11 protein-coding genes are annotated in these 18101 nt (G+C 69.0%); 6 read left to right on the top strand and 5 right to left on the bottom strand.

Features of this window, described 5'->3' with window-relative positions; all coding sequences use genetic code 11:
• Nucleotides 1–341, bottom strand: a 341-nt coding sequence (locus ACOADB_RS10795; RefSeq protein ID WP_378598070.1) for a hypothetical protein, incomplete at its 3' end; no start/stop codon positions are given.
• A 55-nt stretch (nt 342–396) separates the two neighbouring features.
• Here ACOADB_RS10795 and ACOADB_RS10790 point away from each other — a divergent pair.
• Nucleotides 397–2424, top strand: coding sequence for a M3 family metallopeptidase (locus ACOADB_RS10790; protein ID WP_378598068.1), 2028 nt, complete (start codon nt 397–399; stop codon nt 2422–2424).
• Nucleotides 2425–2488: 64 nt separating this feature from the next.
• Here ACOADB_RS10790 and panB read toward each other — a convergent pair whose 3' ends face one another.
• The 3 genes from panB to ACOADB_RS10775 all read right to left on the bottom strand — a co-directional run bounded on the left by panB (nt 2489) and on the right by ACOADB_RS10775 (nt 8022).
• Nucleotides 2489–3343 (bottom strand): 3-methyl-2-oxobutanoate hydroxymethyltransferase, encoded by an 855-nt coding sequence (gene panB, locus ACOADB_RS10785; protein ID WP_378598066.1) that lies wholly within the window; start codon nt 3341–3343, stop codon nt 2489–2491.
• 108 nt (nt 3344–3451) lie between these two features.
• A complete protein-coding gene (locus ACOADB_RS10780) occupies nt 3452–3958 on the bottom strand; it encodes a VOC family protein (RefSeq protein WP_378598064.1) in 507 nt (168 codons plus the stop codon).
• Between the two features lie 104 nt (nt 3959–4062).
• The gene (locus ACOADB_RS10775; protein ID WP_378598062.1) at nt 4063–8022 is read right to left on the bottom strand and encodes a phage tail protein; all 3960 of its coding nucleotides are present in this window, start codon (nt 8020–8022) and stop codon (nt 4063–4065) included.
• Between the two features lie 145 nt (nt 8023–8167).
• On the opposite strand from ACOADB_RS10775, the gene ACOADB_RS10770 reads away from it, so the two are divergent.
• Complete coding sequence (locus ACOADB_RS10770; RefSeq protein WP_378598060.1) at nt 8168–10228, top strand: NAD(+) synthase; 2061 nt, start codon at nt 8168–8170, stop codon at nt 10226–10228.
• 57 nt (nt 10229–10285) lie between these two features.
• Here ACOADB_RS10770 and ACOADB_RS10765 read toward each other — a convergent pair whose 3' ends face one another.
• Nucleotides 10286–10744 (bottom strand): hypothetical protein, encoded by a 459-nt coding sequence (locus tag ACOADB_RS10765; protein WP_378598058.1) that lies wholly within the window; start codon nt 10742–10744, stop codon nt 10286–10288.
• A gap of 165 nt (nt 10745–10909) precedes the next feature.
• Between ACOADB_RS10765 and glnA the strand changes: the two genes are divergently transcribed.
• From glnA to ACOADB_RS10745, 4 genes are all read left to right on the top strand, one after another.
• A complete protein-coding gene (gene glnA / locus ACOADB_RS10760; protein ID WP_378598056.1) occupies nt 10910–12250 on the top strand; it encodes a type I glutamate--ammonia ligase in 1341 nt (446 codons plus the stop codon).
• 38 nt (nt 12251–12288) lie between these two features.
• A complete protein-coding gene (locus ACOADB_RS10755; RefSeq protein ID WP_378598054.1) occupies nt 12289–15282 on the top strand; it encodes a bifunctional [glutamine synthetase] adenylyltransferase/[glutamine synthetase]-adenylyl-L-tyrosine phosphorylase in 2994 nt (997 codons plus the stop codon).
• 159 nt (nt 15283–15441) lie between these two features.
• Nucleotides 15442–15990 carry a manganese efflux pump MntP family protein gene (locus ACOADB_RS10750; protein ID WP_378598052.1) on the top strand — a complete coding sequence of 183 codons (549 nt, stop codon included), beginning with the start codon at nt 15442–15444 and terminating at the stop codon, nt 15988–15990.
• A gap of 69 nt (nt 15991–16059) precedes the next feature.
• Nucleotides 16060–18101: hypothetical protein (locus ACOADB_RS10745; RefSeq protein WP_378598050.1), on the top strand; the 2042-nt coding region annotated here is incomplete at its 3' end.

The raw sequence follows: 18101 nt of genomic DNA, 5'->3' as shown, positions 1-18101 counted from the left end.
GGTCCGCGGGGGAATCCGTGTGCCTTGACCGGGCTGCCCTCGGCGGCGTCGGGATGCCAGCCGAAGCGGCCGCCGTCGTACTGGAACGGCGACGTCGACATCCAGTCCGTGGGGTGGTCGGGCTCGCCGATCCGCACGCCCGCGGCGAGGGAGCAGTAGCGGCCGATCTCCGCGCAGTAGTCGATGACTCCGCCGACCAGGTAGCTGAACGCACCGATCCGCAGCGGGGTCTTGGTCACCGTCGGGGCCATGAACCAGACGGGCCCCTCGACCTCGACGCGGGAGACCCGCTGGTGCTTGAGGTTCTTCCGCGAGCGGACGTGCTGATCCTCGGCGTGCATGTCGGGATGGTGTCACAAGCCTGGTGGCTTCGATTCGGCCATCTAGAGTGTGCCCGTGACCTCGGACGCACTTCTCGGAACCAGTGACCTCCCGCACCAGCTGCCGCGCTTCGCTGACATCGCGGACGCTGACTACGGGCCTGCCCTCGAGGTCGCGATGGCCGATCAGCTCCAGGCGATCGCAGCCATCACGGGCAACCCGGAGGCGCCGACCTTCGACAACACGCTCGTGCCGCTCGAGCGCAGTGGGACCGGCCTGACCCGGGTGCTCCGGATCTTCTCCAACAAGGCCAGCGCCGACTCCAGCCCGGCGGTCGACGCCCTGCGTGCGGAGTTCGCCCCACGCCTCGCGGCGCACGGTGACGCGATCCTGCTCGACGCGGACCTCTGGGCCCGGTTGCAGGTCGTGGACGGCCAGCGCAGCACGCTGGAACCCGAGGCGTCGTACCTCGTCGAGCGCTATGTCATCGAGTTCCGGCTGGCGGGCGCTGCGCTGGGCGAGGACGAGAAGCGGCGCTTGCGTGCGCTGAACGAGGACATCTCCAGCAAGGAGACGGCCTTCGAGCTCGCGCTCCAGGCCGACAGCAACGACCTGGCCGTCGTCATCGACGACGTCGCCGACCTCGACGGACTGACCCCCGGTGAGGTGTCTGCGGCGGCCGCTGCCGCCGAGTCACGGGGACTCACGGGGAAGTACCTGCTGACGCTGGTCCTGCCGACCGCACACCCGCACCTGTCGGCGCTCACTGACCGCGAGGTCCGCCGTCGCCTGTCCGACGCGCAGCGCGCCCGGGGGAGTCGGGGTGGCACCCACGACACCCGCTCGATCGCGCTCGACATCCTGCGGTTGCGCGCCGAGCGCGCGCGACTGCTCGGGTTCGACAACCACGCCGCCGTGGTGACCGCGGACAACACGGCGGGCACGCCCAAGGCCGTGCGTTCCCTCCTCGAACGCCTGGCTGCGCCCGCCGCCCGCAACGCGCGCAGCGAGCAGGACGCCCTCTCCGCCGAAGCCGGATTCGCGGTCGAGGCAGCCGACTGGGCGTTCTACGCCGAGAAGGTGCGTTCCGCCCAGTACGACGTCGACCTGGCCGCGTTGCGTCCGTGGTTCGAGGCCGAACGAGTGCTGCACGACGGGGTCTTCTTCGCGGCCGAACGGTTGTACGGACTGACCTTCGCCGAACGCACCGACCTGCAGGGCTACCACCCCGACGTGCGGGTGTTCGAGGTCAGTCAGGACGGAACCCCGATCGGCCTCTACCTGCTCGACCTCTACACCCGCGACTCCAAGCGGGGCGGCGCCTGGATGAGCAGCTTCGTCAGCCAGTCCGAGCTCCTGGGTGTCGACACCGCCGTGGTGGTCAACAACCTCAACGTCCCGAAGCCGGCCGCGGGCGAGGCCACGCTGCTCACCTGGGACGAGACCCGCACGCTGTTCCACGAGTTCGGGCACGCACTCCACGGCCTGCTGGCCCGCGCCACCTATCCGAAGTTCTCCGGCACCGCCGTGTTCCGCGACTTCGTCGAGTACCCGTCCCAGGTCAACGAGATGTGGATCCTGTGGCCCGAGGTGCTCGCGAACTACGCCGTGCACCACGAGACGGGCGAGTCGATCCCGGCCGACCTCGTCGCCCGCATCGAGGCCGCGGAGACCTTCAACGAGGGGTTCGCGACGAGTGAGTACCTCGCAGCGGCGCTCCTCGACCTCGCCTGGCACGAGCTCGCACCCGAGGACGTGCCCACCGATCCCGCTGCCGTGCTCACCTTCGAGCGGCAGGCGCTGGCGGCTGTCGGTCTCGACAATGCCGCGGTGCCGCCGCGGTACGCGACGTCGTACTTCGCCCACAGCTTCAGCTCGGGCTACGCGTCGGCGTACTACTCCTACATCTGGAGCGAGCTGCTCGACGCCGACACCGTCGCGTGGTTCAAGGAGAACGGCGGCCTCACCCGCGAGAACGGTGACCGCTACCGCCGCCACGTGATCGGCATCGGCGGCACCCGCGACCCGCTCGAGTCCTACGAGGAGTGGCGCGGCCGGCCTGCGCCGATCGAGCCGTTGCTCGCCCGTCGCGGACTCGCCTGACCGCTGACTCCTGAGTTGGGTGGGTGAGAGTGACCCAGAGGTCACTCTCACCCACCCAACTCCGTCAGAACGTGTGCTCGGGGGCGGGGAAGGACCCGCCCTTCACCTCGGAGTCGTAGGCGCGGGCAGCGTCGAGGAGCACGGAGCGGACGTCGGCGTACTGCTTGACGAAGCGGGGGAGCTTGCCGGTGCGCAGGCCGAAGGCGTCCTGCCACACGAGCACCTGGCCGTCGCACTGGTTGCCGGCGCCGATGCCGATCGTGGAGATGTCGAGCTTGGCCGTCACCTCGGCAGCCACGTCACCCGGAACCATCTCCATGACGACGGCGAACGCGCCGGCCTCTTGGACCGCGATCGCGTCGCGCATCACACGCTCGGCTGCTTCGCCGCGGCCCTGGACGCGGTAGCCGCCGAGGGTGTGCTCGGACTGCGGGGTGAAGCCGATGTGTCCGATCACGGGGATGCCGCCCTTGACCATCTTCTCGATCTGGGGCGCCATCTCGACGCCGCCCTCGAGCTTCACGCAATGGGCGCCGCCCTCCTTCATGAAGCGGACGGCGGTGAGGTACCCCTGCTCGGGCGAGGCCTGGTACGAGCCGAAGGGCAGGTCGCCGACGACCATCGCGCGGGAGACCGAACGGCTCACGGCGCGCGTCAGCGGGATCAGCTCGTCGACCGTGATCGGCAGCGACGTCGAGTTGCCGAGCACGTTGTTGGACGCGCTGTCGCCGACGAGGAGGAGTTCGATCCCGGCCTCGTCGAAGATCTGGGCTGTCAGCTGGTCGTAGCTGGTCAGCATGGAGATCCGCTCGCCACGCTGCTTCATCTCGCGCACGTGGTGGGTGCGGATCCGCTTGATCGGCGCGGGGCCTGCGGGTGCGCCGCCGTACGGAGCGGTTTCTTCGGGGGTGCTGCTCATCGTCGAGCTCGCTTTCATCTGACTCGCGGCCCGGTCCGGGTCCACGTTCGTGTGAAGGACAACGTCGAGGCTAGTCGCGTCGAGTCCGTCTGCGCGCTGTGTGTTGGGTCACCCCGTCGGGGCCGGTGGCCCGGCGGCGTCGGCGGCAGCCTCCAGATCGGTCACGATGATCCGTCGCATGCCGAGCATCGCCTGCGTCGCGGCGGCCGCGCGGGACGGATCGGGATCCGTCACGAGTTCATAGAGCCGGGCCGGGACGATCTGCCAGGACAGGCCGTAGCGGTCCTTGAGCCAGCCGCAGACCGACTCCTGGCCGCCGTCGACCAGGGAGTCCCAGTAGTAGTCGACCTCGGACTGGTCGCGGCACGTGACCGAGAACGAGACGGCCTCGGTGAACGGGAACGCCGGTCCTCCGTTGATGCCGCGAAAGGTCATCCCGTCGAGCGTGAACTCGCCGGCCATCACCGTGCCGGGCTCTCCGGGGCTGCCCTCGGAGTAGCGGCTGAGGTGCCCGATAGAGGAGTTCGGGAAGATGCCGGTGTAGAAGCGCGCGGCTTCCTCGAGGGTGTCGTCGAACCACAGGCAGGGCTGGATGTGGCTGCTCGCAATGCTCATGGCAGGACAGACCGGTGCACGCGCAGCGACTCATCGCGGCCCAGGGCCTTTCTGCGAGTCGTGACTGCGCCAGTGCTCGGGGACGCCTCCCGTCTTCGACTTCGTCAAGCGTCAGGATCAGCGCCAGGATCAGCACCAGGACCAGTTCCAGGACCGGTGCCAGGACCGGTGCCGGCACCAGTCGAGGTGGGGGCTGCGGCTCCGCCCTTGTCGATCTGCTTGACGAGGTACTCGATGACATCGAGGAGCTGCCGCATCGCGGCGCCCTCGATGGTGGAGTCCGAGGGCACCGGTGCACCCGGGCGCTGGTTGAGGCGGTGCTCGTGGTCGCGGGCCTCCTTGGTGAGCTTGATCCGGCTGGCGATCGGGCCGTCGAACTTGCTTCGAATGGCGGCGGCGACCTTCTGCGGGTCCTTGGCCGGGCTCTTCCCCTCGCCAACGTCGGTCAAGGCCTTGAGCTTGTTGATCACCACGTTGTCGGTGGTCTTGCCCTTCTCGGTCTTGTAGTCCGCCGCGCCCTTGTAGATCATCACCGTGGTCATCGACCGGTAGAGACTGCGGTCCTCGCTCGACCGACGCTTGATCGCCTTCATGAAGGTGTCTGTCAGCGTGAGCAGCCATGCCCGTGGCACCACGTGCTCGCTCTCGAGGCGGTCCTTCTCGGCGCGGGTGTCTGCACCTCGATAGCCGCGGGTGCCCTGGTCGCCGTGCCGGCCGACCTCGCCGACGACGCCCGCCGTACCGTCGTCCGCGAAGCTCTCCCGCGGCGGCTCACCCTTGTAGCCGATCCGAGCCCAGACCGCAGCCACGATCGCGGCCAACTCGGCGACCGCCGCGCGCTTCCTCGCCTCGTCGGGGTCGTTGGCGTTGACGGTGGCCTCGATCGTCGCCGCCTTGGCGATGATGTCCATCGCCTCCTTGGCCAACGCCGGCTTGCCCTTCTTCTGCGCCATCTCGGCTGCGTCCCGCTGGTGGGCAGCGACCGGCTTCTCCTCGCTCGCGATCGTGAGCTTGAACTTCGAGCCCGGCGTCGGCGCGGAGGCCTTCACCGTGTGGGTCGTCCCGTCGACGGAGAACGTCTTCTTGAACAGCCTCGCGAGCGCGGCCTTGCCCTTCTCGATCTTGCCCTTGACGTATGCCTTGCCGGCGGCGACCTTGCTCTTGGCCTTCGCGCCGAGGCCCTTCAGGCCGCGAATGACCGGGCCGGCGAGCTTGAGGCCCTTCTTGATCACGAAGTCGATCGCCTTGTTGAAGGGTCTCTGGATGGCCTGGATGATCGACTTGATCTTCTCGCCGATGCCGCCGATGCCGAGCACGCTGGCGATGAAGCCGATCAGGATCGGCACCATCTGGCCGAGTGCGTCCTCGATCTTGTTGACCACCGCGGACACGTTGCCCTTGGCGATGTCGACGACTCCGTCGATGACGGTGTTGACGAACTTCATGATCCGGGCGGCGTTGTTGACGAAGAACATGACCACGTCGTAGATCAGCTTGCAGGCCTTGATGAACGCCGCGGCCGGGTTGAGCAGTGAGATCAGCCAGGTGATGCCGGCGGTGATGATCTTGGTGATCACGAAGTCCTGGATCTGCTCCATGATCATGTTCTTGATGTCGCCGAGCTTCTCCACCAACATCTCCCAGATCGCGCCGATGCCGCCGCTGGCGATCTTCTGGAAGATGTCGACGCCCTTCTCGATCGCCGCCATCGCTTTCTCGCCGATCTGCTTGACGATCCGGTTGCGGATGTTGGCCCAGGTGAGGCCGAAGATCGAGGCGAGGAGCTTGATGATGCCCTTGACGTCGAAGGTGTCCGGGATCTCGATGCCGGCCTCGCCGAGCTGGCCGAACAGCCAACCCATCAACCCCTTCTTGAGGTGGGTGCCGATGTTGGCGAAGAACTTGTTGATGCCGCCCTTGATCGCGCCGATCAGGTTGCCGAGGAATCCGATCGGGTCCTTGATGATGTCGCTGATCGCGGCGGCAGCGCGGGCCAGGGTGTTCTTCAGCATCGTGACCAGTTCGCGGATGGTGTTGATGACGGCCTTGATGGCGCCGATCGCCTTGTCGACCAGGCCCTTGTTCTCGGCCTGGAGCTCCTCGATCCGCTCGTCGAGGCCCTTGCGCGCCTCGACGTACTTGGTCGCGAGCGACTCGACGACCTCGTTCTGCTTGTTGTCGACGTCCGACTCGAGCTGCTCGAACTTGTCGCCGATCTCCTTGGCCGCGTCCGCGCCGACCTTCCGCAGGTCCGGGGAGAGGGTCTTGACGTACGCCGCGATCTCACCGCGCCCCTTGGCGATGCGATCCTTGGCCGCCTTCAGGTCGTTGCCCACGATGTCGGCGACGTTGGCGATCACGCCGTCCATCTGCTTGAGGTAGATCTCGCGGCCGGCCACGTAGAACTCGTTGACCTTGTCGGGCATTCCCAGCAGCTTGTCCTTGGCCCAGCGCAGGCCGCCCAGCCAGCCGCTGTACCGATCCGCCTTGTACGCCGACATCTTGGCCGAGACGTACGACTCGAACGCCTGCTTGGCCCCTGCCTCGCCCTTCTCGAACGCCGCGTCCACCTTCGGGTCGATGCCCTCGAGAGTCTTCTTCACGTCCGCCTCGGTGGCGGCGAAGATGCCCTGGATCTTGTTGGTGACGTCTGCGCGTTTCTGCTCGTCCTTCGACTTGGTCGTGCCCTTCGCCGCCATCAGCTTCGCCATGGCCGCGCCCTTGGCACCCTGCATCGCCGCGACCCCGCCCTTGGTGTCGGCCTCGGCCTGCTCGCGGCCCTGGGCGAGGGTGGCCTTCTCCTGCTGGCGGTATTCAGCCGGGGCCGTCTTGGCATGATGTGCGGCCTTCTGCTTGTCCGCCAGCGCACCCTGGAACTCCGGCTCGTTGGACTTCGCGAGCTGCTCGTCGGTGACGTTCGCGTCGGCCATCTCCTGGTCGGCCTGGTGCTTGCCCGCTTCGAGGTTGGTCTGCTCGGCAGGTGCCGGCTTGGGCACCGCGCCGTCCGCGGGGATGGCCGGGGCCGCGCCCGGGTTCTCCTGGGACATCGGCGTCACGGGCTTGGCGATGGACTTGGACTGGTCAGGAGCCGCCTCGGCCGACGCCTCGATGTCGTGGGCGGCATCGTCCTTGCCCTGGCCGACCATGCCCTTGACCTCACCCTTGACCTCGCCTGCCTTGCTGGCTGACGGGTCGCAGGCCTCCTTCAGGTTCTTGGGCGCCTTGGCCTCGATCGCGGTCTTGACCGCCGCGATGAACGCCTTCTTGTCGAAGGTCCCGGCCTGCTGGGAGTCCATCTTGTCGACCTTCGCCGCCTTGGCCTGGCCGGCCATGTCGTCGGTCGGTGCGAGCGCGGCGCCCTGGGCTTCCTGCGCCTTCGACGCGGCCGTCGGGTGTGACTTCTTGTCCTTCGCCACACCTTTCACTCCGCCGGTGACCCGCACGAACGCCGGATCCTCCTCCGGCCGCGTCCCAACGGGCGCGACGGGTGGCTGGAGGCGCATGTCGGCAGCGATCGGCGCCGGAGCTGCGGGCCCCGCTGCACCGCCGGCCCCCGCGGGGACGGGCCCAGCGGCCTTGGCCGCGGGTGCTCCGCCGGCCACCTTCGGCTTCGCGGCGGCGGCCTTGGCCGCAGCCGGAACTGCCGGCACCGGCTTGGGCGGCGGCACCGGCTTCTTGGCCGCCACCGAGCCCGGGCCGAAACCGGTCTTGGTCACCGCGAGTGCCGAGGCGGGCGGCTTGGGTCCTTCCAGTTCGACCGGCACGCCCAGGGTCTTGGCCTGTTTGAGTCCCGTCTCCACCAGGTCGATGGACGGCTCGTCCTTCTTGATCTCCGTGAGCGCGCGATCGATCTCGACCACGGCCTGCTCGCTGGGGCCCTTGACCTTGGCCGCCATCAGGGCAGCGACAGCAGCGTTGCCGGCGTTGCGCTGAAGGGCGAGTACGGCGCCGGCCCGGCCGCCGTGGGCAGGCCCCGGTCCGCCGGCGGCACGACGGCGGCCGTCATCGAGGGCATGGGACGCCTCAGCCTTGACGGCCTCGGCTCCCTGTCGGGCTCCGGCCATGTTCCAGAGTCGCCGACGCGGGGTGGCTGCGACCTCGGACGAGGTGCACGTACGAGGGCAGTGCCACCTGCCCGATGGGGCGGCGCGCCCGTGTGCTGGAAGCGACCAGCATCGCGTGGGACACGGCACTCCCTAGACTCGCGTCGTGGACTTCTACTCGGCCTATGCCCACGGGTTCGCCCGGGTGGCTGCCTGCACGATCCCGATCCGCGTCGCGGACCCGGCGGTCAACGCCGCAACGGTCATCGAGGAGGCGCGCGCCTGTCACGACGAGGGCGTTGCTGTCGCGGTGTTTCCCGAACTCTGCCTGAGCGGCTACGCAGTGGATGACCTCTTCTTGCAGGATGTTCTCCAGGAAGCGGTGCTGGCTGCGATCGACGCCGTGGTCGAGGCAAGCAAGGACCTGCTCCCGGTGATCGTGGTGGGCGCACCGCTGGTCAAGGATGACCGGCTCTACAACTGTGCTGTCGTCATCCACCGCGGCAAGGTGCTGGGTGTCCCGGCGAAGTGGTACCGCCCGACCTACCGCGAGTTCTACGAGGCTCGGTGGTTCGGGTCTGCCGAGGACCAGGACGACGAACACATCACGCTCGGTGCTCACGGCGAGGTTCGGTTCGGCAAGCACCTCCACTTCCAGGCCACCGACCGGCCCGACCTGCGCCTCTTCGTTGAGATCTGCGAGGACATGTGGGTGCCGATCCCGCCGCATGCCTCTGCCGTACTTGCTGGCGCGACCGTGTTGGCCAACCTCTCGGCGAGCCCGATCACCATCGGGCGCGCCGAGGACCGCAGGTTGCTCGCCCGCAGCGCCAGTTCCCGCTGCAATGCGGCCTACATCTACACGGCAGCTGGGCAGGGTGAGTCCACGACCGATCTGTCGTGGGACGGACAGACGATGGTCTACGAGATGGGTGACCTGCTCGGCGAGAGCGAGCGATTCCCGGACGGTCCCCGGCGCACAGTGGTCGACGTGGATCTCGATCGAATCCGACAAGAACGGATCCGGCAGGGGACGTTCGACGACAACCGCCATGCCTACAGCCAGTTCCGCAGCGAGGCCCACGTCATCGAGTTCACCCTCGACCCGCCGACGGGCGACATCGGTCTGCGCCGCAAGGTCGACCGCTACCCGTTCGTCCCCGACGACGCGGAGCGGCTGGCCCTCGACTGCTACGAGGCCTACAACATCCAGGTCTCCGGCCTCGAGCAGCGGCTCAAGGCGATCGGCAACCCGAAGATCGTGATCGGCGTCAGTGGCGGTCTCGACTCGACGCACGCGCTGATCGTCGCCGCCAAGGCGATGGACCGCCTGGGGCGGCCGCGCAGCGACATCCACGCGTTCACGATGCCGGGCTTCGCGACCGGTGACACCACGAAGTCCTACGCCACCCGGCTCGCCACGGCTCTCGGGTGCACGTTCGCGGAGCTCGACATCAAGCCGGCCGCCCGGCAGATGCTCGAGGACCTCGACCACCCGTTCAGCGACGGAGAGCCCGTCTACGACATCACCTTCGAGAACGTCCAGGCCGGACTCCGCACCGACTACCTCTTCCGCCTCGCCAACCACCGCGGCGGCATCGTGCTCGGCACCGGTGATCTCTCCGAGCTCGCGCTCGGCTGGTGCACGTACGGCGTCGGTGACCAGATGTCGCACTACAACGTCAACGCGGGCGTCCCGAAGACGCTGGTCCAGCACCTGATCCGGTGGGTGATCGACACCGACCAGCTCCACGACGGGAAGCACTACGACGACGAGGCCGACCTGGTCCTGAAGGAGATCCTCGAGCAGGAGATCACCCCCGAGCTGATCCCGACCGAGGAGGGCAAGAAGCCGCAGGCGACCGAGGACTCTGTCGGTCCCTACGCCCTGCAGGACTTCACGCTCTACCACGTGATCCGGCGCGGCTACCGGCCCAGCAAGATCGCCTTCCTCGCTTGGCACGCCTGGCACGACCAGTCCGCCGGCGAGTGGCCTCCGGGCTTCCCCGAGGAGCGCCGGGCGTCGTACGACCTGGCGACGGTGCGCAAGTGGCTCGAGGTCTTCACGAAGCGCTTCTTCAGCAGCCAGTTCAAGCGGTCGGCACTGCCGAACGGTCCCAAGGTCAGTGCCGGCGGCACCATGTCTCCGCGCGGTGACTGGCGGATGCCGTCGGACGCGAGCGCGGCTGCCTGGCTGGCCGAGCTGGAGAACGTGCCGAAGGCCTGAGGCCGCAGGGGAGTACGACGGCGGGGCCCGAACCCCCGCCGCCCCATGTTCGCCGAGCTAGGCCTCCCGTTTGTGGTTCCCGCGGGCCATCCGGGCCAGCGCGAAGCAGCAGAACGCGAGCGCAAGCATGCCCACGCCGAGATGGGCCAGGTCGTCGACGCTGAAGACGTTGATCGCGAGGACCACCAGCCAGATGCCGAGGACGTCGGCACCGAAGTGGGGCGCGGCCGCCAGGAGCACGCCGAGGGCAACGGTGAGGGCACCGATCCACATCGTCGCGTCGCTCGCGTCACCGGGCAGGAAGTTGTTGGCCCACACCGAGACGTAGCTGTCCCAGGTGTCGGTCATGAAGCCGACCATCATGTCCAGGCCCCACACGATCGCCAGCACGGTGAACGTCACCCAGAGGGCGACTCTTCCTTGCCGGTCCGAGTCGATGCTGGAGAAGTTGGTCAGGTCATGCAGTTCTTCGCGCATGTCATGGGTGAGGTGTTCCCTCGAGTGCATAGTGGCCATGGCGCTTCCCTTTCTCGAGCGGTCCCCTTTTGAGGGACTTCACTTTCGAAGGTAGACCTGCTTGTGCACTTGCGCCATGGTCCGGACGGAACCAGATTCGGCACGGAGCCGGGCTCTGGTCGAGCCTCGCCGACACCGCCGTCGATCACCCCCTACGCTGACGCCATGGGTAAGCAAGAAGACTTCGTTCTCCGCGCACTCGAAGAGCGCGACGTCCGGTTCGTGCGGTTGTGGTTCACCGACGTGCTCGGGTCCCTCAAGTCGGTCGCGGTGGCGCCCGCGGAGCTCGAAGGCGCCTTCTCGGAGGGCATCGGCTTCGACGGCTCGGCGATCGAGGGCTTCGCCCGCGTCTACGAGTCGGACATGCTCGCGCTGCCCGACCCGACGACCTTCCAGATCCTTCCGTGGCGCAGCAGCGAGGGGCCGTCGACGGCTCGCATGTTCTGCGACATCGTGATGCCGGACGGCTCGGCGTCGTACGCCGATCCCCGCAACGTCCTCAAGCGGACCCTGAGCAAGGCCGCCGAGCAGGGCTTCACGTTCTACACGCACCCCGAGATCGAGTTCTACCTCTTCAAGAACGAGCCGCAGCCGGGCGAGGAGCCGATCCCGATGGATCGCAGCGGGTACTTCGACCACGCTGCCCACTCGCACGGCTCGGACTTCCGTCGCGAGGCGATCACCATGCTCGAGGCGATGGGCATATCGGTGGAGTTCAGCCACCACGAGGCCGGCCCGGGCCAGCAGGAGATCGACCTCCGGTACGCCGACGCACTGACCACGGCGGACAACATCATGACGTTCCGCACGGTCATCCGGGAGGTCGCGCTGAGCCAGGGACTCTGGGCGACCTTCATGCCGAAGCCGTTCACCGAGCACCCGGGTTCGGGCATGCACACGCACGTCTCGCTCTTCGAGGGCGACCAGAACGCCTTCTACGAGGCGGGCGCGGAGTACCAGCTGTCGAAGACCGGGCGCCAGTTCATCGCCGGGGTGCTGCAGCACGCCAGCGAGATCAGCGTGGTCACCAACCAGTGGGTCAACTCCTACAAGCGGATGATGTTCGGCAGCGAAGCGCCGTCGTACATCTGCTGGGGGCACAACAACCGCTCGGCGATGATCCGGGTGCCGATGTACAAGCCGATGAAGGGCCAGTCGACCCGGATCGAGCTGCGCAGCCTCGACTCGGCGTGCAACCCGTACCTCGCCTATGCCGCCGTACTCGCGGCCGGGCTGAAGGGCATCGAGAACGGCTACGAGATGCCGCGTGAGGCCGAGGACGACGTGTGGGCCCTGACCGAGCGCGAGCGCCACAGCCTCGGCATCCAGCCGCTCCCGAAGAACCTCAACGAAGCGATCAGCATCGCCGAGAGCTCCGAGCTGCTGGCCGAGACGCTGGGGGAGCAGGTCTTCGACTTCTTCCTGCGCAACAAGCGCGCGGAGTGGGACGAGTACCGCGGCCAGGTCTCCGCCTTCGAACGCGACCGGATGCTCCCCGTCCTGTGAACCGGGCCGACCGTTGACCCTGCCGTGAGGATGGTTCCGTGACGCCGGCCGACCTGCGACGAACCACCCGCAGCGACCTGCTGCGGCTGGGGTTCGTCGAGCTCGACCGCGCTGTCGCGGAGCTCGAATCGCTCGGCGCCGGCGGAGTGGACCTGCTCGCGTTCCTCGGGCAGACCGCGGACCCCGACGCAGCGCTCGGGGCATTGTGTCGGCTGGCTGATGCCGTCGATGACCGCGACGAGCTGCTGACCGCCCTCCGCGACGACGAGGGTACGGCGATGCGCGTGCTCTGCGTCCTCGGTGCGAGCACCGCACTGGCGGATCACCTGGTCCAGCACCCCGCGCAGTGGCTCGAGCTCACCGATCCCAGCCTCGGGTCGACCCGACCGGCAGCCTGGGCGATGCGCGAGTCGCTGCTGGCCGCCGTCGGAGCCGACGCGACCGATCCTTCGCCGGTCGCGACAGCGCCCGACCACGCGGCGGTCGATGCGCTGCGGGTCGAGTACCGCCGCCAGTTGTTGCGCCTGGCCGCCCGGGACCTCACCCATCACCTGGGCGTCGACGATGCGGCTGCAGAGCTCTCGGACCTCGCTGCCGGGACCCTGGACGCGGCGCTCGCCGTCGCCCGTCAGCGGATCGGCCCCGAGTCCGCCACCGTGCTGCTCGCGGTGATCGCGATGGGCAAGTGTGGCGGCCACGAGCTGAACTACGTCTCCGACGTCGACGTGATCTTCCTCCACGAGCCGGCCGACCCCGATGTGGACGACGCCATCGTCTCGGCCGCGGGCAGGGTCGCGTCGCGCCTGGCGGCCCAGATGATGCAGGTCTGCTCGGAACACACGGCCGAGGGCACCATCTGGCCGGTCGACGCGGCCCTGCGCCCGGAGGGCAAGGCCGGCCCGCTGAGCCGGACCCTGGCCAGCCACCAGAGCTACTACGAGCGCTGGGCCGAGCAGTGGGAGTTCCAGGCCCTGCTCAAGGCGCGGCCCGTCGCCGGTGACCTCGCCCTGGGGCGAGCCTTCGTCGACATGGTTGCCCCGATGGTCTGGTCGGCCGCCGACCGGGAGGGGTTCGTCGATGCTGCCCGCGCCATGCGCCGACGGGTCCTCGAGCACATCCCGGCGAAGGAAGCCGACCGCCAGCTCAAGCTCGGTGCCGGCGGCCTGCGTGACGTCGAGTTCGCCGTGCAGCTGCTGCAACTGGTCCACGGGCGCGCCGACGAACGGATCCGGCCGCCCGCGACCCTGAGCGCCCTCGCGGAGCTGACCCGCGGCGGGTACGTCGGCCGGGAGGACGGCGAGGCACTGCATCGCGCCTACGGATTCCTCCGCCAGCTGGAGCACCGCATCCAGCTCTACCGGATGCAGCGCACGCACGTCGTACCCTCCGACGCGCCCTCGATGCGACGGCTGGGCCGCAGCCTCGGCTTCCTCAAGGAGTCGGAGAAGCGGCTCGACGACACGTGGCAGGACTACCGTCGCGAGGTCAGTCGCCTGCACCAGAAGATCTTCTACCGGCCGCTGCTCAGCGCCGTCGCACGCATCGGCTCGGACGAGGTCCGGCTGTCGTCCGAGGCGGCGGGCGCGCGGCTGGCCGCGCTGGGGTACGCCGACCCGGACGCTGCGTTGCGCAACCTGGAGGCGCTCACGTCCGGGGTCAGCCGGACCTCCGCCATCCAGCGCACCCTGCTGCCCGCGATGCTGCAGTGGTTCGCGGAGTGCCCGGATCCCGATGGCGGGCTGTTCGGGTTCCGGCGGATCAGCGAGGAGCTCGGGCGGACGCCCTGGTACCTGTCCACCCTGCGCGACGAGGGTGAGGTCGCCGAGCGCCTGGCGCACCTGCTGGCGACCTCTCGCTACTGCACCGACCTGCTCGAGCGCGAGCCCGCCGGGGTGCGCCTGCTCGCGGGCGACCTCCGACCGCTGGGCTCGGACGCGCTGACCGAGGAGATGCTCGCGGGCGCCCGCCGGCAGGAGGGGGAGAAGGCGGTGCGTGCCGTGCGCGCCGTACGACGCCGTGAGCTGTTGCGGATCGCGGCCGGCGACGTGCTCGGCCTGGTCACCGTCGACGAGGTCGGCTTCGCGCTGTCCCGCCTCACCGACGCGACGCTTGAGGCGACCCTCGAGGTCGCCGGCCAGACCGTCCGGCGCCAGCGCCACCTGGAGGCCGCACCGACCCGGATCGCGATCATCGCGATGGGCCGCTACGGCGGCTTCGAGCTGTCCTACGGCAGCGATGCCGACGTCCTGTTCGTCCACGACCCCGTCGACGGTGCCGACGCCCACGAGGCCGGCAGCTACGCCCGTGCCGTTGCCGAAGAGGTACGACGTGCGCTGGGTGCGCCGGGTCCCGACCCGGCGCTCGTGGTCGATGCCGACCTGCGCCCCGAGGGACGCCAGGGCCCGCTCGTCCGGACCCTCGAGTCCTACGCCGCCTACTACGCGAAGTGGTCGCACGTGTGGGAGGCCCAGGCGCTGCTCCGCGCGGACGCGGTGGTCGGTGACCCCGACCTGCGGGCGCGCTTCACGGCACTGATCGACCCGTTGCGCTACCCCGAGGAGGGCCTGAGCGAGGACGACATCGTGGAGGTCCGGCGGATCAAGGGCCGGGTCGACAAGGAACGGTTGCCGCGCGGCGCGGACCCGACCCTGCACTTCAAGCTCGGGCGCGGCGGCCTCGCCGACATCGAGTGGACCGTCCAGCTGCTGCAGCTGCGGTACGGCGCCCGCGTCGAGGGACTGCGCACCGCACAGACCCTCGCTGCGCTGACCGCGGCTGCCGACGCCGACCTGCTCACCCACGAGGACGCGGAGACCCTCGCCACGTCGTGGCGGATGGCGTCGCGGGTGCGCAACGGGCTGCTCCTCGCGCGCGGCCGGGCCGGCGACCAGTTCCCGCGCGCGACGATCGAGCGCCGCGCGACGGCGGGCATCCTCGGCTATCAGCTGGACGAGACGGACCGGGTCCTGGACGACTACCTGCGCATCACGCGCAGGGCGCGCGCGGTGGTGGACCGGGTCTTCTGGGAGTGAGCTGGAACAGGCGTGGGGTCCTGCCCCAAGTGGCCCAAGGGAACCATTGGTATGTCATGATGGACGCCGTCGGGCCGCGACCGACCCCCCCAGAGGTCGCGGCCCGGCGCCTTGCGTTTTGACCCCTTGCGGCCTGTCCAGCACGAAACGGAACCTTCGGTGACCACGCTCGAACTCGTCGTCCTCGCCTTTGCGCTGGCCATGGACGCAGTGGCCGTGTCGCTGGCCGAAGGACTCCAGCTGCGCCGGCCGCGGTGGCGCGACGCCCTGCTGATGGCCGGCATGTTCGGCCTCTTCCAGGCGCTGATGCCGGTGCTCGGCTGGGTGCTGGCGTTCTGGTTCGCCGACGCCGTCGAGACGGCGACGCCGTGGATCGCGTTCGGCCTGCTGAGCCTGATCGGCGCCAAGATGCTGTGGGAGTCGTTCGGCGACGAGGCGGACGAGCACACCACCCCGACCGTCACGGTGCGCTCCGTGTTGCCGCTGGCGATCGCCACGTCGATCGATGCTGCAGCCGTCGGCGTGACCTTCGGCGTGCTGGAGGTCGACGTCGCGCCGGCCGTCCTGCTGATCGGTGTCATCACCTTCGTGCTGGCGCTCGCTGCGGTGTTCATCGGTTCGCGGGTGGGGGAGCGGCTGGGGCGCTGGGCGACCCTGGTCGGTGGCCTGATCCTGATCGGGATCGGCCTGCGCATCCTGCTCGGCTGAGCACCCGATCTGGCTCAACCACGGGCGATTCCCTGTTCAGGTACCTGTTACGGGCGGTAACGTCAGAGCATGTTCCTTGCCGTAGAAGAAGCTCCACCGGCAGGCGGTGCGGCGCTCGACCAGGTCCTGATCGCCGCGGCGGCCTTCGCCGTCATCTACATCCCGATCGGGATCTTCCTGATGCGCGAACGCGACGGGAAGCCGACCCTCATCGGGCGCCTGGCCGACCGCGTCTCCGCCATCGACGGGCTTCCGCGGTGGGCTGGGCTGCCCGGCTACCTGGCGGTGGCGGCGCTGCTCGCCTGTGCATTCGGCGTCTACTGGGACGTCCCGATCCACATGCAGAACGGCCGCGACGAGGGGCCGCTGGCCAACCCGTCGCACTTCCCGATCATGTTCGGCATCTTCTTCTTCCTTGCCGCGGGGGTGATCTCGGCGGGGCTGGCCAAGGACCCGTTGCCGCGTCGGACCTTCCGGCTCACGCCGAAGTGGCACGTGCCGATGGGCACCCTGGTGCTCCTCGGGGCCGGCCTGATCGCCGCGGCGGGCTTCCCTGCCGATGACGTGTGGCACCGGCTGTTCGGCCAGGACGTCACCGAGTGGGGGCCCACCCACGTGATGATGATCGGCGGTGCCGTCACCTGCATCCTGGCGGTTCCCCTGCTCTTCGCCGAGGCAGCGCAGGTGGGCCACGCGCCGGCCCGGACCTGGCTCCGCTTCGGTGGCCTCGCCACCGGTGGCCTGCGCCTGTTCGGCAGGTTCCTGCCGCCGGTGCGTCGCGAGGCCCCGGAGTCGGTCATTGCCGACCGTGGCGCCTGGGCGACCCGCCTGCTCATGACCATCGTGATCGGCATCTGCATCATCCCGATGGCGTTCCTGATGGAGTTCGACCTCGGCGTTCCCCAGTTCCCCGCCGCGTCCCTCTTCATCATCTCCGGCTTCCTCACCGGCTGGATCTTCGTGGCCGGCCGGCTCTTCTTCGGGCCCGGCGGCGCCCTGGTCACCTGGCTGACCTACACCGTCGTGCGCCTGCTCATCTTCGCCATGACACTGCCGGTCCCCGACATCCACCGTGCCCACTGGCTGCTCTTCCTCGGTCCGGCGCTCTGCATCGAGCTGCTGGCGCTCGTCGTGCGGAACCGGGGCCCGCTCTTCGCCGGCGTCGCCGGACTGTTCGCGGGCACGGTCGGCCTGGCAACCGAGTGGTGGTGGATGGACCTCTTCATGCCCTATCCGCTGCCGCCCGAGACGCAGCAGATGCCGTTGATGCTGACGGTCGGTGGCATCGCCGCCGCCGGTGGCGGCCTGCTCGGCTGGTCCTTCGCACGCCACATCGAGCGCATCGCCCAGCTGCCCGGCGCCTCCGCCCCGGTCCAGGAGTCCCGTGCGTCGTCGGGCCGATGGCTCGGTACCGCCGGCGTGCTCGCCTTCGTCGTCCTGATGGCTGTCTTCGCCCCGCCGACCAGTGCTGGTGAGGTAGAGGTGGTCAAGCAGTGCGACGGTGACGACTGCCGGACGACGTACCAACCGGTTGAGGGCACCGACGTGATCTCGGGCCGGGTCTCCTACGACGACAACTGCATCGGCACCGAGGGCTGCCGATCGGTGGTGACCGTGCGTACCGATCCGGTCGATGCCGCGGACGACGCCGTGTGGATCTCGGCGCTGGCGTACCAGGGCAAGCACGAGAACGACGAGAACATCCCCGGCAACGGCATGCTCAGCATCGCGATGGAGCCGACCGGCCTCGACGGAGAGTTCCGCAGCACGGACCCGCTGCCGCTGTACGGCGACTGGAAGGTGCTGGTCCGGCTCCACCTCGCGCCCACCACGATGGTCTCGATCCCGCTCCACATGCCGGCCGACCTCGCGATCGACGGACCCGCGGCGGGGCTGGTCCAGGTCGAGGACGGTACGGACGCCGCCTTCGTCCATGAACCGTTCATGCTCCAGCGCGAGCGGAAGCCGGACGTCCCGGTCTGGCTCTGGACCGTGATGTACGGCGTCGTGATCGCCTCGTGGCTGGCGCTGCTCGCCTTCTACGGCTGGCTGTTCGCCTCCGCCGCGGGGGCGGCCGGAGTGGCGACGAAGAAGGAGACGTCACCGGCGTC

It is taken from the genome of Nocardioides sp. CPCC 206348 (assembly GCF_048654705.1).
Classification (GTDB): Bacteria; Actinomycetota; Actinomycetes; order Propionibacteriales; family Nocardioidaceae; genus Nocardioides.
The sequence above is the reverse complement of the archived record's forward strand: the minus strand, read 5'-3'. Positions and strand labels throughout refer to the sequence as shown.

Excerpts from the sequence above, each read along its gene's own strand:
- panB (WP_378598066.1), bottom strand. The coding sequence starts at position 3,343 with ATGAGCAGCACCCCCGAAGAAACCGCTCCGTACGGCGGCGCACCCGCA.
- ACOADB_RS10780 (WP_378598064.1), bottom strand. The coding sequence starts at position 3,958 with ATGAGCATTGCGAGCAGCCACATCCAGCCCTGCCTGTGGTTCGACGAC.
- ACOADB_RS10775 (WP_378598062.1), bottom strand. The coding sequence starts at position 8,022 with ATGGCCGGAGCCCGACAGGGAGCCGAGGCCGTCAAGGCTGAGGCGTCC.
- ACOADB_RS10765 (WP_378598058.1), bottom strand. The coding sequence starts at position 10,744 with ATGGCCACTATGCACTCGAGGGAACACCTCACCCATGACATGCGCGAA.
- glnA (WP_378598056.1), top strand. The coding sequence starts at position 10,910 with ATGGGTAAGCAAGAAGACTTCGTTCTCCGCGCACTCGAAGAGCGCGAC.